Source organism: Pseudomonas sp. UBA6562 (assembly GCF_002434265.1).
Taxonomy (GTDB): Bacteria; Pseudomonadota; Gammaproteobacteria; order Pseudomonadales; family Pseudomonadaceae; genus Aquipseudomonas.
Map to the genome: position 1 here is coordinate 765,417 of NZ_DJJS01000007.1, position 14,726 is coordinate 780,142.

The window sequence follows — 14,726 nt, forward strand, 5'->3', positions numbered from 1 at the left end:
AGCCCCCTCACGCACCGCCCAGCAAATCGTGGGCGTCAAGCAAGCGATAAAGCACTTCAGGATTGCGCTCCAACCCACGGCGGATGGCTGCGGGAATTTCCCGACGGGTTTTCCGGCACAGGCCGGGTTGCGCGTCAATGTCGATCTGCACGCCGCGCCCGCTGCGCACCTCATGGTCGCCAGGGCCGATGTGCAAACGGATGCCGAGGTTGTCCTGTAGACGCTGTTGCAGACGATAGAGGTCGGCAAGGTCTTGCAGGTTTTCCAAGCGCTCGAGCAGGCGCCGCTCTTCCTGACGGGTCAGCAGCAGGATGCGCTGGGCCGGGGACGGGCTTTCGGCCAATCGCTCGCGACCGCAGTCGCAGGCACCGGGTGGGCAAGGTTGGCGCAAGGGCGTGGGTTGGGTCATGGCCTCAGCATAGCCTGTATGTAACAGGTTGCAGGCCAGAGACTGCGGGGCGTCTGGCACCCATGCCCTGCCTCGGCGCCAGGGCGCCGAGGCGGCTCAACTGCCCAGGCCTTCGGGCAACAGACTGCGCTCGAAGGTGAACAACCGATCGGCCTGGGGCGTATGCCGGTACAACTGCTGCGGCCGCCCGAGTCGCGGCTGGTTGCGCTCCCCGGTATCGCTCACCCACCCCAGCTCTTTCATGCGTTCCAGGCGCTTGCGCAGCGAGGTGTTATTGACCGTAGCGCCCAGGCAAGCCTGGGTGGCGTGCAAGGCATCGAGCACGGTGAAGCGCTCGGGCGCCAGGTACAGCGGCAAGCTGCTGTACACCGTTTTGGTCGCCAGACGCTCGCGGGTCAGGCGCACCAGCAAGTTATGGTCGAAGGGCAGCAGCACCTTGCGCTGCAACACGCTGTCTAGTTCGAAGAACCCTAGGTCGTCGCCCGACAGCACGGTATCGGGCGCCAGCAACGCCAAGTAGTACGTGCTCAGCGACCACCCGCGCGGATCGCGAAAGGCATTGCCCTCGGTGCCGACCTGCTCCAGGTAACGCGGCTCGACCCGCGCCTTTTCCCGCAAGGCGCGCTCGGCGGCAGTCGCCAGGCTGTTGTCGGGGCTACGCCCGTTGACGATGACGCCAGGCAGCGCCCAGTCGCCCAGGTGCGGTTCGCGTTCACGGCGGTGCAACAGCACTTGCAAGGTTGCGGTGTCAGGGGCCATGCGCAGCGCGACGATGTCGACGCTGGCCAGAACTTCGGCACGGCTCATGGCGGCACTCCAGGAATGAGAAGTCGAGATATTCCACCAGAAATACAATTCATGACAAGACCCATATTTTTCAAGACTCAAGGCTTGACATACTTATTACACCAGGTGAATTATATAGGCATTCCCGCACAAGGAGTCATGTGATGAAGATCGCCAGTTTCGATGTCGACGCGCAGAACGGCTTCACCTGCAACGCCCCCGACGAACTGCCCGTCCCCGGCGGCCACGAAATCGTCCCGGCCTTGCAGGCCATGGCCCAGCGCGCTGACCTGCGCCTGGGCAGCAAGGACGCCCACCCGCGCAATGCCGTGTGGGTGGTGCCGGAGCACGCGCAGATGCTGCAACCGCTCGACCTGCCCAACGCCGACCTGACCTGGGTCAGCCACTGCGTTCCGGGCACGCCCGGCTTCGAACTGCTGCCCGGCCTGCCCGCGCCCATCGACTACGACTACTTCGTCTGGAAAGGCGTGGAGCCCGACCTGCACCCCTACGGGGCCTGCTACCACGACCTGGCCGAGCGCCGCTCCACCGGTGCCATCGAATACCTCAAGGCGCAAGGCGTAAGCGTGGTGCTCGTCGGCGGCCTGGCCCTGGACTACTGCGTCGCCACCACCGCACGCCAACTGCGCGATGCCGGCCTGCAGGTGCTGCTCTATCTGCCGGCCTGCCGCGGGCTGAACGCGGCGGGTTGCGACAGCGCCTGCGAGGCCATGGTGGCCCACGGTATCCGCCTGTGCGCCGACGAGAGCGCCCTCGACCAGACCCTCAACGAACTGCGGGAGACCTTGCAATGAGCGAACACATCTTCGGCGACCGTATCGTCCAGAACCTGCTGGACACCGACTTCTACAAGATCACCATGATGCAGGCGGTGCTGCACAACTACCCCAACACCGAAGTGGAATGGGAATTCCGCTGCCGCAATGGCGAAGACCTCTCCCCTTACCTGGCCGAAATCCGCTATCAGGTCGAGCAGTTGGCCGAGGTCTCGGTCACCCTCGACCAGTTGGCCTACCTGGAAAAGATCCCGTTCATCAAGCCGGACTTCATCCGTTTCCTCAGCCTGTTCCGCTTCAACCTGCGTTACGTCCACATCGGCCTGGACGACAGTGGCCAACTGGCCATCCGCGTACGCGGGCCTTGGCTGCACGTGATCCTCTACGAGATTCCTTTGCTGGCGATCGTCTCCGAGGTGCGCAACCGCCAGCGTTACCGCGACGTGCGTCTGGAGCAGGTGGGCGAGCGTCTGTACCAGAAGCTCGACTGGCTGCGCCAGGAAGCCAGCGATGCCGAACTCGCGGGCCTGCAACTGGCCGACTTCGGCACCCGCCGGCGCTTCTCCTACCCGGTCCAGGAAGAGGTGGTGCACATCCTCAAGCGCGACTTCCCTGGCCGTTTCGTCGGCACCAGCAACGTGCACCTGGCCCGCGAGCACGAACTCAAGCCCATCGGCACCATGGCCCACGAATGGTTCATGGCCCACCAGCAGCTCGGCCCGCGCCTGGTCGACAGCCAAGTCGCGGCGTTGGAATGCTGGGTGCGCGAATACCGCGGGCTGCTGGGCATTGCGCTCACCGACTGCATCACCATGGACGCCTTCATGGACGACTTCGACCTGTACTTCGCCAAGCTCTTCGACGGCTTGCGCCATGATTCGGGCGACCCATTGGCCTGGGCCGAAAAAGCCATCGCCCACTATCAGCGGTTGGGCATAGACCCGGCCAGCAAGACGTTGATCTTTTCCGACGGCCTGGATTTCGCCAAGTCGCTGGCGCTGTACCGCGCCCTGCACGGACGCATCAACGTGAGTTTCGGCATCGGCACCAACCTGACGTGCGACATTCCAGGAGTCCAACCGATGAACATGGTGATCAAGATGACGGCCTGCAACGGCGCGCCGGTGGCGAAGATCTCGGACAGCCCCGGCAAGACCCAGTGCCGTGACGAGAACTTCGTCAGCTACCTGCGGCATGTGTTCAACGTGCCGGGTTGAGCCCGGCTGCCGCATCGACGCGGCAGGCAATGGATGAACATTCGAGCGCTTTTGCTTGGCTGGCGTCGTGAGCTCACACGGTGCCCGCCAAGCCGCCGCTTTCCCTACTTGCTGAAACGTTTCTGTGGGGCTATAAAAACGCACAACTCCAATAAAGGCCGTTGCCATGACTCCGCTCAAACTCCTCGCCACCCTTGGCGCGCTGTCCGCTGCCACCCCCGTCTCGGCCTGGGACTACGTCCTGCTCGACACCGATAAAGCCGCCCAGCCCTGGCAGATCACCAGCGCACAACTGGGCGTCAAGACCGACAAGCCGTTCAGCGTCACCCTGCGCACCTTGCACGGTGGGCGGCAGGAAGGCGTCAGCATCGTCGACATCGACAACGGCACGATGAAGCTCTCGGTCGTGCCCACGCGCGGCATGAACGTGCTGCACGCCTCGGTCGGCGACGTGCGCATGGGCTGGGACTCCCCAGTCAAGGACGTGGTCAACCCCGCCTTCATCGAGCTCAACGGTCGTAACGGCCTGGGTTGGCTGGAGGGCTTCAACGAGCTGGTGGCCCGCTGCGGCTACGAGTGGGTCGGCCATCCGGGCGTCGACAACGGCGAGCTGCTGACCCTGCACGGCCGCGCGGCCAACATTCCGGCGAGCAAAGTCACCCTGCACATCGACGAACGACCGCCCTACGCCATCACCCTGCGCGGCGAGTTGAAGGAGCAGGCGTTCAAGAAGGTCGATTTTTCGGTCGCCACCGAGCTGGTCACCGAACCTGGCAGCGCGGCGTTCGCCCTCAACGACACCCTGATCAACAACGGCGATTACACCAAGGAATACCAGGCCCTGTACCACAGCAACTTCGGCACGCCGCTGCTCGATGAAGGTGCCCGCTTCGTCGCTCCGGTGAAGCAGGTGTCGCCGTTCAACGACAAGGCCAAGGGCGATCTGGCCGACTGGCAAACCTATCGCGCGCCCACCAAAGACTACGACGAGACGGTGTACAACGTGGTGCCCTATGCCGACGACAAGGGCGACACCTTGACCGTGCTACACAACAAGGCCGCCAACCTGGGCGTCGCGGTGGGCTTCAACACGCAGACGCTGCCGGTGTTCTCGTTGTGGAAGAACACCGACACGCAAGGCCAGGGTTATGTCACCGGGCTGGAGCCGGGTACGAGCTTCTCGTACAACCGCCGCTATCAGCGGCCGCTGAATCTGGTGCCCACGATCGGGCCGAAGGAGCAGCGGCAGTTCCGCATCAGCTACAGCTTGCTGGCGGACAAAACTGCCGTGGACCAGGCCCTCAAGCAGATAAGCAATATTCAGAAAGGCCGCGAAACGCAGGTGCGACCGACACCCTTGGTCGACCTGAACGACCAGTGATCGTCCCGCGATCAGACGTTTCGCCCTGATGCCGTTCCAGGCGTGCTGTATGACGCAGCCGGGGACTCGGCTGCCGGCGGCTCATAGGGGGCCGCCTGTTCGCCTCGGCCCAGCAGCAGCCAGGTGGCGACGGCTACCCCCAAGGTGACGCCGCTCAATATCAGCATCAGCGTATCGAAACCGTCGAGGTAGGCGACACGCAGCAACTGCGGATCGAATGCAGGGTCCAGCGTGCCCAGCGACAGAAGCTGGGCTACCTCGCTGCTGCGCTGGCCAGGCATCAGGGGTTCGAGCCGGCCGGCCACCAGCACGCCGAGCAACGCGACGGCAGTCGCCAGCGCAATGCCCTCACCTGCCACTCGCGTGGTATTGAAAATACCCGCAGCCATGCCGGCCCGCTCGCGAGGCACCACGCCAACGGCCAACCCATCCATCAGCCCCCACGGAAGCGCCGTGCCCATACCGATCGTCAGCATCGTACCCACGAATCGTGGCCCCGCCTCGGTAGGCGTATGCGCCAGAAGATAAAGACCCACAGCGGCGATCGAAAAACCGACCGCACACAGCTTGCCTGCCCGGATCCATCGTGACAGCCAGGCCGCCAGTAGCGGCACGACCAGCATCGGCGCAGACAGGGCCAGCAGCAGCAAGCCACTGTCCGAAGGTGCGATGCCTTCGACACCCAAGCGAAACGTGAGCAGTACGATCAAGACGATATAGCAATAGCAGGTACCGATAGGCAGTAACTGCACGCCTATGAACCGCGGGTACCTGAACAATGTCAGCTCGAGCATCGGTTGCTCGATATGCAGTTCGATCATCACGAACGCCGCCATGCTCAGCGCCGCACCCGCCAGGAGCCCAATGACCAAAGGCGTGCGCCAGCCAGTCTGGGGCGCAAGAACGATCGCTGCGGTGAGCAACACGAGCATGGCCGAGAAGCTGGCAGCGCCTGCCCAATCGAACGCGTATGCCTTGGGGGCGCGGGTCTCCCGCATCCAGACCACCGCCACCAGCAGCGAGACTGCCGCGAAGATTGCGGGGGTGGCAAAGATCGCACGCCAACCGAAATGCTCGAGTAACAGGCCGCCTGCGAGGGGGCCGAAGGCCAGCCCTATGCCAAAGGTGGTACCCAGCAGACTGAACGCACGTGCCCGCGCCCGACCTTCGAACACCTGGGCCAGTGCCGCAGAACCGCTGGCCAGGGTGGCCGCAGCGGCAGCGCCTTGCACCGCCCTCAGCACGATCAGCCAGCGCATGCTGGACACACCGGCAAGGGCGATGCTGACCGTTGCCAGCAGTGCCAACCCTGCGATGAACAGCCGCTTGCGGCCGTAGGCATCGGAGAGGGTGCCGGCGGCCATGAGCAGACTGCCAAAGCTGAGCATGAAAGCGTTGGTGACCCAGGGAAGCTGGGACGGCTCAGCGGCCAAGGCCCGACCGATCGCAGGTGTGGCGACGGCGCCACCCGTGAAGCTCAATGGCAGCACCAGCGCCGCAAGGCAAATGGCGCACAGAACATGTAAACGTCCTCTTGGCGAGGCACCTTGAGCGATCTGCATGACGTGAATCCTTATGTTGCAAGATGGGCAACAGAATCTATAAGGTCCGCAATTGCGGAAAAACGCCCTGCCGCTCCACTGTCAACGGACGTAATGGATGTAATTCAATGCAAAGTCTCAATGGCATCCTGGCGTTCGTGAGAACGGCCGAACTCCTGAGTTTCGTCAAGGCAGGCCGGGCCATCGGCATTTCCGCCTCGGCTGTGGGCAAGAACGTTGCCCGCCTGGAGGCCTCGCTGAACGTACGGCTTTTCCAGCGCCACACCCGCAAAGTAAGCCTTACCGACGAGGGCCAACTGTTCTACGAGCGCTGCCGGCCCATCCTCGACGACCTCGAAGATGCCCAAGCCATGCTGTCGCACGTCGCGCAGACGCCACGCGGTCGCTTGCGCATCAGCCTGCCGACCATCGGCTATCGCCTGGTCATGCCGCTGATGGCCGAGTTTCGCGACACCTACCCTGAAATCGAACTGGACATGGACTTCAGCGACCATCTGGTCGACCTGGTCGACGACCGTTTCGACGTGCTGGTGCGCAGCGGCGGGTTGACTGATTCCAAACCCATGTCGCGGCAGCTGGGACCGTTCCAGTTCGTGCTGTGTGCGTCGCCTGCCTACCTGGCGCGCAAGGGCTGGTCCCGCACGCCTGCCGAACTGACGTCGCACGACTGCTTGCTCTATCGCTTCGTGACGACGGGCAAGGTCATGCCCTGGGACCTGGCCGAAGGCGCCTCGCCTCGCTCCATCGTGCCCCCTGCGGCGATGACCCTGAACAACATGGAAGCGATCCTGATGGCGGCGCAAAACGGCCTGGGCATCGCCTACATGCCGGACTTTCTAGTGCGTGAATCAATGGCCGCCGGCTCGCTGCAAACGCTTCTGGACGGGTGGACCACGGACGGAGGACAGTTCTGGGCCCAGTGGCGGCCTAGTCGGCACTTGTCGCCCAAGATACGCGTGTTCGTGGACTTCCTCTCGGAGCATCTGTCGCGACGGCACCTCTCTCAAGCCACAGCGGGCCAGTCAGCTAGAGGTACAGCGGCGGGCAGGGCCTTGCAGGGAGAAGGCTAAAGCGATCCCGCCGAGCGGCCATAAAAAAACCCGCGTTCGCCAACCCTGGCGAACGCGGGTTTTCCATACCCTCAGATCAAGCGCGCTTGGCGCTACGCATCTGATGGATGATGCCCATCACCACGACCACGGCCGCTGCAGCGCCGGTGGAGACCACCAGGATCTGGTAGTCGGGCATGAAGGCCATGACCACCAGACAAACCACGATGAAGGCGATCACCAGGTAGGTCAGCCACGGGAACAGCCACATCTTGAGCTGGATTTCCTTGCCTTCGGCGATCAGCTTGCGGCGCATGCGCAGCTGCGAGAAAGCGATCACCAGATACACCAGCAAGGCGATCATGCCGGTGGTGTTCATCAGGGTTTCCAACACGTCCTGCGGGCGCAAGGTCTCGCTGAAGTTGATCAGCGCGCAGAACACTGCGACCAGGCACGAGCCGATGATAGCCAGCACCGGCACCCCACTGTTGCCACGGGTGCGCTTGAACAACGCCGGCGCGTCGCCGCGCTTGGCCAGGGAGAAGAGCATGCGCGAAGCGGTGTAGTGGCCCGAGATCAGGCAGCTGCTCACCGAGGTCAGCACCACGAAGTTCATCAGCAGCTCGGCGTAGGGCACGCCCAGCAGCTCCAGGGTGCGGCGGTAGGCGCCATAGCCGGAGATGCCCAGGTGCGGGTCGTTCCACGGCACCAGGCAGACGATCAGGAAGATCGAGCCGACGTAGAACAGGCACACACGCCACACCACCGAGTTGGTGGCCTTGACGATCTGACGGGCCGGATCCTTGGATTCGGACGCTGCGATGGTGACGATTTCCGCACCGAGGAAGGCGAACATCACCCCCAGCAACGCACCGATGACCGTGGTGAAGCCATTGGGCATGAAGCCTTCGGCGGTCAGATGGGTGATGCCGCGCACCTCACCGAACTGCCAGATGTTCAACACCGCGGCGGTACAGACGATCAGGAAGCAACAGATCGCCACCACCTTGATCAACGCGAACCAGAACTCGAACTCGCCGTAGTGCTTGACGTTGAAGAAGTTCACGGTGATCAGGATCAGCGTGGTCGCCAGCACGAACACGTTGACGCTCACGTCGGGGAAGAAGCCGTGCAGGATCTTGCCCGCCACGTAGGCTTCCCAGGCCATGAGGATCACCCAGTACCACCAGTACAGCCAGCCGATGGTGAAGCCTGCCCAACGGCCGATGGCGCGGTCGGCATAGGTGGAGAACGAACCGGTGTCGGGCGACGACGTGGCCATTTCGCCAAGCATGCGCATGATCAGCACGACCAGGATGCCGCCGGCCAGGTAGGCCAGTACCGAAGCGGGCCCGGCGCTGTGGATCACGCTGCCGGAACCGACGAACAAAGCGCCGCCGATGACGCCGGCGATCGACATCATGGTCAGGTGGCGCGGTTTGAGCGAAGCGCTGAGCTTGCTCTCGTTCTCCACGGTCGCGGAAGTGGTGGAGGTGGATGTTGCGTCCATCAGTGGTGTACCCCGTGCTTCTTTTTATCCAAGGAATTTGAGTGAGACCCCGATGGGCAGCGGCCTCACCTGTACAGCATGTGCAGACATCGAACCAAACGGGACGCGTCGGGTCAGACCACGGCATGCGTGGCAGCCTCTATCGGAAAACGAACGGTTTGCTCGGACGCGACCGTGCGCCCCGCTCCCGCTCCGCCTTGCCGAACCCCAGGTTCATTTCGTGCGGCAACGCCGCACACAGACGTTCAGGCCTTCCTTGGCAGCCTGCTGGCAGGTCGCCGGCATCGCCGGCAGCCCTACCAAAACGTAAAAAAGCCGAACGCCGGCTAGACTCCAGCGCGTTCGGCCTCCACCGGTTCGCCGCTCGGAGGCGGCGTCTGCCGGTTGTTGCTATGTTCGAGCGGCGGATGGGCATTGCCGCTGCTTCGGGCAGGGTCCACGCCCCTTCGACATTCGACTGCTCAACACCCTGGGCGAATGTCCGAAACAGGTCATTTCGGCCAGTGTGTGGCGCTATCTGATACCTAATGTAAAAATGTCTGACACATTGAGCCATGCACAGCGCAGTGAAATCCGCACTGCACTGTACAGGCCGTCGATGCTGTACACCGCTCGCCACTCGGCACGTCCGCACTCCCCCAAGGCCCCAACATGCTCGAACTACGTCCAGACTCCGCTACGCCGTTGGTCAACCAGATCATCGACGGCCTGCGCGAGCTGATCGACGCGCACACCCTCAAACCGGGCGCCAAGGTGCCCTCGATCCGGGCGTTCGCGGCGACCTATTCGGTCAGCACCTTCACCGTGGTCGAGGCCTACGACCGCCTTGTGGCCCAGGGTGTGTTGATCAGCCGTGGCAACGCCGGCTTCTTCGTCAGCCGCGTCAGCGGCGAGCGCCTCGACGGCCCCACGCGCGACACCGACGCCGCGCGCCCCTCGTTCAATGCCGAGTGGTATCTGCAACAGATCTTCGAAACCCGCCAGCTGCCGTTCAAACCCGGTTGCGGCTGGCTGCCCAACGACTGGATGTATGAAGACGGCCTGCGCCGCGGTCTGCGCCAGGTAGCTGGGAGCCCCCTGGAGCTGTCGGGTTATGGCGACCCCCTGGGGCTGCCGGAACTGCGCGCCGTGACCGCGCAGAACCTGCAACAGGAACTGTCGATCGTCGCCAACCCGGCGCAGCTGCTGCTCACCCACGGTGCCAGCCAGGCGCTGGACCTGGCCGTGCGCACGCTGGTCCGCCCAGGCGATGTGGTGCTGGTGGACGACCCTGGTTACCCCAACCTGATGAGCATCCTGCGCTTCCAGGGCGCCACGCTGGTCGGCGTGCCGCGCACGCCCAACGGCTACGACCTCGACCAGCTCGAACGGCTGCTGGCCGTGCACCGGCCCACGGCCTTCTTCACCCAGCCGCACCTGCACAGCCCGACGTGCTCGCGCACGCCGTTGGCGCAACTGCACCGGCTCCTGCAACTGGCCAGCCAGCACGGTTTCCGGCTGATCGAGAACAACCTCTACGCCGACATGATCGCCGAGCCGCAGCCCTGCCTGACCAGCCTCGACCACTTGCAGCAGGTGGTGTACGTGGGCAGCTATTCCAAGAGCATCTCGCCCAACGTGCGGGTGGGTTACCTGTTGGCCAACCCGCAGCTGATCCAGCAGCTGTTGACCCTGAAGATGCGCTCGGGGCTGACCACCTCGCAGGTGATGGAGCGCGTGGTCTATGCCGCGATCATCGACGGGCGCTGGCGCAAGCACCTCAAGCGCTTGCGCCAGCGGTTGGCCCAGGCCCATCAAGACGTCGGCGCACGCCTGCAACGGCTGGGCTTCGAGCTGTTCGTCGAGTCCGACGAGGGCATGTACATCTGGACCCGCCACCCGCAATTGCCGGACAGCGCGGTGCTGCTCGACGAGGCGCTGAGCCAGGGCATGATGCTGGGCCCGGGGCAGCTGTTCATGGTCGACGCGCAGCCCACGGGCTGGATGCGTTTCAATGTGGCGTTCAGTACGGCGCCGCAGCTGTGGGAGCTGTTCGAAGGGTTAATGGCCAAGCATGTGCGCCTACCGGGGCGCTGAGGGCGCGGGTTCCTGCGAGCCGGCCAGTACCTCGGCGCGGGTCGTGACGTGTCGCAGATGCTGGACCCACAAGGCCTGGCCCGTCTGCCCCGAGCGGTCCAGCCAGGAGCCGATGCTCAGGTCGGTGACCAGCGTCGGCGTCAACCCGGCATCGAACAAGGCAAAGCCTGCCGCCAGCAGACCGCTGTCGGCCCCTACTCCGCACACCAGCACGCGCTCGGGCGCCAGCTCGCGCAAGTAGTCCAGCGCCTCGGCCGGCAGGCCATAGCCATGCTTGACGAACACCCGATCCGCTTCGTGCAGGCTTTCGTCGCTACGCGCCGGGTGCCAGCCCGCCTGGCGCTGGAAAGGCGTGCGTGCCTCATCGTGCAAGGTCAGCGTCGCCAGCGTCAGCAACCGCGCCGAGAACGCCCGCACGCCATCGACCAGCCATTCGGGCGGTTCGAAAGTGGCCTGGACGTCATTGATCAGCAGCACCTGGCGCATGCGCCCTCCCCGTGCGACGGCAAAAAGCGCGCAGTATAGCCAGCCGGCGGCCGCCCCTGCACGGTGCCAGAGCGATTTCGCCCAGGCTGCGCCTGCACCCATGAAACATTGTTCATGGACCTGCGATGCCCTGGCTGTGGGGCCCACGGCATTAGCCAAGGCCTGCGCACCGCCAGCGTCTTGAGCCCCAGGGGCGGCTTGCGTAGCATCCGCACGCTCGCGTCCCAGGCGCCGCCGCCCGCCAGCCCGCTATCCAGAGCCCGTCATGCCCCAGCCCATCCCCCTCAAGGACCACGAACGCGAAAAATCGCTGGTCAATCGCCGCTTGCTGGTTTGCGCGGGGCTGACCGTGGCCTTGGTCGGCGCTCTGGTCGGGCGCCTGTACGTACTGCAGGTGATCCAGCACGACAAGCAAAGCGCCGTGTCGGAGAACAACCGCGTGCACATGCTGCCGATTCCGCCCGAGCGCGGCCTGATCTACGACCGCAACGGCGTGGTCCTGGCCGACAACCGCCCCAGCTTCAACCTGACCATGACCCGCGAGCGCGCAGGCAACGTGGCCCAGGTGCTGGACCAGCTCACCGAAGTGCTGGGCCTGGACGCCGAAGACCGCCAGCAGTTCGACAAGGACCTGCGCCGCGGTCGCAAGCCTTTCGAGCCGGTGACCCTGATGGTGGGGCTGAGCGAGCAGCAGATCGCCCACATCGCGGTGAACCAGTTCCGCCTGCCGGGGCTGGAAGTGGAACCGCAGTTCATCCGCGAATACCCCCTGGCCGAACATTTCGCCCACTCGGTGGGCTATGTGGGGCGGATCAACGAGCGTGAAGCCAAGACCCTCGACCCCACCGAATACCGCGGCACCGAGTCGATCGGCAAGACCGGCATCGAGCACTTCTATGAGGACCGCCTGCACGGCCACGTCGGCTACGAAGAAGTGGAAACCAACGCCCAGGGCCGGGTGATGCGCGTGCTCAACCACCGCGACCCGACGCCGGGCGAAGACATCGTGCTGAGCCTGGACGCGCACCTGCAACAGGCGGCCGAACACGCCCTGGGCGAGCGCCGTGGCGCGGTGGTGGCGCTGGACCCGGCCAACGGCGACATCCTGGCGATGGTCAGCAACCCCAGCTTCGACCCCAACCTGTTCGTCAAGGGCATCAGCTTCAAGCAGTACGCCGCCCTGCGCGACTCCATCGACCGCCCGCTGTTCAACCGTGTGCTGCGCGGGCTCTATGCACCGGGCTCGACGATCAAGCCGGAAGTCGCCATCGCGGGCCTGGACAGCGGCGTGATCAGCCCCGCCAGCCGGGTGTTCGACCCCGGTTACTACGAACTGCCCAACTACGCCCACAAGTACCGCAACTGGAACCGCAGCGGCGACGGCTGGGTGGATCTGTCCGCCGCGATCATGCGCTCCAATGACACCTTCTTCTACGACCTGGCGCACAAGCTGGGCATCGACCGCCTGCACGACTACATGGCCGAATTCGGCCTCGGGCAGAAGGTGTCGCTGGACCTGTTCGAGGAAGCGGCCGGGCTCATGCCCTCGGCGCAGTGGAAGCGTGCCACCCGGCGCCAGGCCTGGTTCCCGGGCGAGACGCTGATCCTCGGCATCGGCCAGGGCTACATGCAGGTAACGCCGCTGCAACTGGCCCAGGCCACCAGCCTGCTGGCCAGCAAGGGCGTGTGGCACCGGCCGCACCTGGCGATGAGCGTGGGCGGCCAGACGCCGGTCGACCCCAACCCCATGCCCGACATCGTGTTGCGCGACGCGCATGCCTGGGACGAGGTCAACCAGGGCATGCAACGGGTGATGCACGACCCGCGCGGCATCGCCCGTGCTTCCGCAGCGGGCGCCCAATACCGCATCGCCGGCAAGAGCGGCACCGCGCAGGTGGTGGCGATCCGTCAGGGCGAGCGCTACAACCGTGAGAAAACCCTCGAGCGCCATCGCGACAACGCGTTGTTCGTCGGCTTCGCCCCGGCCGAGGCGCCGCGCATCGTGGTCGCGGTGATGATCGAGAACGGCGAGGCCGGCGGCCGCGTGGCGGGCCCGGTGGTGCGCGAGGTGATGGACGCCTGGCTGCTGGATGACCAGGGCCATCTGAAAGCGGCGACGACTGCGGCCAAACCCCCGCACGCGTGAGCCTGGGCGGCGGTTTGGCGTCGATCGCTGAGCCTTGGGTCACCACGTTGCTCGATACTTGCCATCGAAAAGGAATGCTCCGGCGCCTGCTGCGGTCCAAGCGCCATTGGGCACTGTCGCCCGCGCTATGGCGTTCACCGCGCGAAGGATTTTCATGGAAAGCATCGATCTGTTGGTTCTACGCACTGCCTGTGACTGGCTGGCCAGCGGCGAACGGGTGCTGTTGGCGACCGTTGCGGGCACGTGGGGGTCGTCTCCACGTCCTGTGGGCTCGATGATGGCGCTGCGCGCCGACGGCCGTGTGGTGGGCAGCGTCTCCGGCGGCTGTATCGAAGACGACCTGATCCAGCGCTACACCCATGCACACGGTGGCCCTGGCATGCCGGCGCGGGTCACCGAGGTGGTGCGGTACGGCGTCAGCGCCGACGAAGCACACCGCTTCGGCCTGCCCTGCGGCGGCACCTTGGAGCTGGTGCTGGAATTCGCGCCCGAGCTAGCGTCGTTGCGGGCGCTGCTCGCCGAGTTGGACGCTGGCCATCTGGTGCAGCGCCGGCTCGAACTCGACAGTGGCAAGGTCGCGCTGACCGTCACCGACCAACCCGCAGTGTCCGGCCTGCAAGGCCAGGTGATGCACACCACGCTTGGCCCAGGCTACCGCTTGCTGTTGATCGGTGCCGGGGCGCTGGCCGAGTACCTGGCGACCATGGCCCTGTTCAACGGCTTCAAGGTGGCGCTGTGCGATCCGCGCAGCGAATACCGCAGCACCTGGTCGGTGGCCGGCGTCGAGCACCTGCCGGGCATGCCCGACGACGTGGTGCGGGCGTTCGGCGCCGACCAGCGCAGTGCCATTGTCGCCCTGAGCCACGATCCGCGCCTGGATGACCTGGCCCTGCTCGAAGCCCTGCAAGGTCCGGCGTTCTACATCGGTGCCATCGGGTCGCGGCGCAACTCGCAAAGCCGTCGCGAGCGGTTGATCGAACACTTCGGCCAGACCGAAGCGTCGCTGCAGCGCCTGCACGGCCCCATCGGTCTGCACATCGGCAGCAAGACACCTGCGGAGATCGCCGTCAGTGTGATGGCCGAGCTTCTCGCAGAAAAGAACGGCGTAGCCTTGCCTGGCGCGGTGCGCGTGGCGGCGGGCAAGCAGATCGAAGAATGCGCGGCCTAGGCTCATTGCCGGTCAGTCAAGCGATGGGCTGCAACGCCGCCCCAACTGAAATTCCTTCGCCTTGACTGACGGCGTCAGGCCCAGGTGCGCTTGACGCGAATTTGCACGGATGATGACGATATTAGCGTCCATACAAGTG

General features: G+C 64.8%; 12 protein-coding genes. 7 read left to right on the forward strand and 5 right to left on the reverse strand.

All coding sequences use genetic code 11. The features are described 5' to 3' along the window. Positions 1-7 precede the first annotated feature (7 nt). Both B4M43_RS15440 and B4M43_RS15445 read right to left on the reverse strand, forming a co-directional pair. Positions 8-409, reverse strand: a complete 402-nt coding sequence (locus tag B4M43_RS15440) for a hypothetical protein (RefSeq protein ID WP_296268319.1) — start codon at positions 407-409, stop codon at positions 8-10. Between the two features lie 96 nt (positions 410-505). After that, complete coding sequence (locus B4M43_RS15445; RefSeq protein WP_296268320.1) at positions 506-1,216, reverse strand: NUDIX hydrolase; 711 nt, start codon at positions 1,214-1,216, stop codon at positions 506-508. A gap of 143 nt (positions 1,217-1,359) precedes the next feature. Here B4M43_RS15445 and B4M43_RS15450 point away from each other — a divergent pair, with 143 nt between their 5' ends. The 3 genes from B4M43_RS15450 to B4M43_RS15460 all read left to right on the forward strand — a co-directional run bounded on the left by B4M43_RS15450 (position 1,360) and on the right by B4M43_RS15460 (position 4,590). Next, on the forward strand, positions 1,360-2,010 hold the full coding sequence (locus B4M43_RS15450; RefSeq protein WP_296268321.1) for a nicotinamidase: 651 nt from the start codon (positions 1,360-1,362) through the stop codon (positions 2,008-2,010). After that, entirely contained in the window at positions 2,007-3,209 is a 1,203-nt protein-coding gene (gene pncB / locus B4M43_RS15455; RefSeq protein ID WP_296268322.1) for a nicotinate phosphoribosyltransferase, read from the forward strand. Before B4M43_RS15450 ends, pncB begins: the two co-directional genes overlap by 4 nt. 166 nt (positions 3,210-3,375) lie before the next feature. Beyond that, the gene (locus B4M43_RS15460; RefSeq protein WP_296268323.1) at positions 3,376-4,590 is read left to right on the forward strand and encodes an aldose 1-epimerase family protein; all 1,215 of its coding nucleotides are present in this window, start codon (positions 3,376-3,378) and stop codon (positions 4,588-4,590) included. A gap of 11 nt (positions 4,591-4,601) precedes the next feature. On the opposite strand, the gene B4M43_RS15465 is transcribed toward B4M43_RS15460, so the two are convergent. Beyond that, the gene (locus B4M43_RS15465; protein WP_296268324.1) at positions 4,602-6,152 is read right to left on the reverse strand and encodes an MFS transporter; all 1,551 of its coding nucleotides are present in this window, start codon (positions 6,150-6,152) and stop codon (positions 4,602-4,604) included. Between the two features lie 107 nt (positions 6,153-6,259). Between B4M43_RS15465 and B4M43_RS15470 the strand changes: the two genes are divergently transcribed. Further along, positions 6,260-7,222 carry a LysR family transcriptional regulator gene (locus B4M43_RS15470; RefSeq protein ID WP_296268325.1) on the forward strand — a complete coding sequence of 321 codons (963 nt, stop codon included), beginning with the start codon at positions 6,260-6,262 and terminating at the stop codon, positions 7,220-7,222. Between the two features lie 76 nt (positions 7,223-7,298). On the opposite strand, the gene B4M43_RS15475 is transcribed toward B4M43_RS15470, so the two are convergent. After that, entirely contained in the window at positions 7,299-8,711 is a 1,413-nt protein-coding gene (locus tag B4M43_RS15475) for an amino acid permease (RefSeq protein WP_296268326.1), read from the reverse strand. A 651-nt stretch (positions 8,712-9,362) separates the two neighbouring features. Here B4M43_RS15475 and B4M43_RS15480 point away from each other — a divergent pair. After that, complete coding sequence (locus B4M43_RS15480) at positions 9,363-10,787, forward strand: PLP-dependent aminotransferase family protein (protein ID WP_296268327.1); 1,425 nt, start codon at positions 9,363-9,365, stop codon at positions 10,785-10,787. On the opposite strand, the gene B4M43_RS15485 is transcribed toward B4M43_RS15480, so the two are convergent. Then, positions 10,773-11,273 carry a hydrolase gene (locus tag B4M43_RS15485; protein WP_296268328.1) on the reverse strand — a complete coding sequence of 167 codons (501 nt, stop codon included), beginning with the start codon at positions 11,271-11,273 and terminating at the stop codon, positions 10,773-10,775. The two genes, B4M43_RS15480 and B4M43_RS15485, sit on opposite strands and share 15 nt — an antisense overlap. 265 nt (positions 11,274-11,538) lie before the next feature. On the opposite strand from B4M43_RS15485, the gene mrdA reads away from it, so the two are divergent. Next, positions 11,539-13,419, forward strand: coding sequence for a penicillin-binding protein 2 (gene mrdA / locus B4M43_RS15490; RefSeq protein ID WP_296268329.1), 1,881 nt, complete (start codon positions 11,539-11,541; stop codon positions 13,417-13,419). A 154-nt stretch (positions 13,420-13,573) separates the two neighbouring features. After that, positions 13,574-14,587 (forward strand): XdhC family protein, encoded by a 1,014-nt coding sequence (locus tag B4M43_RS15495; protein ID WP_296268330.1) that lies wholly within the window; start codon positions 13,574-13,576, stop codon positions 14,585-14,587. Positions 14,588-14,726 lie beyond the last annotated feature (139 nt).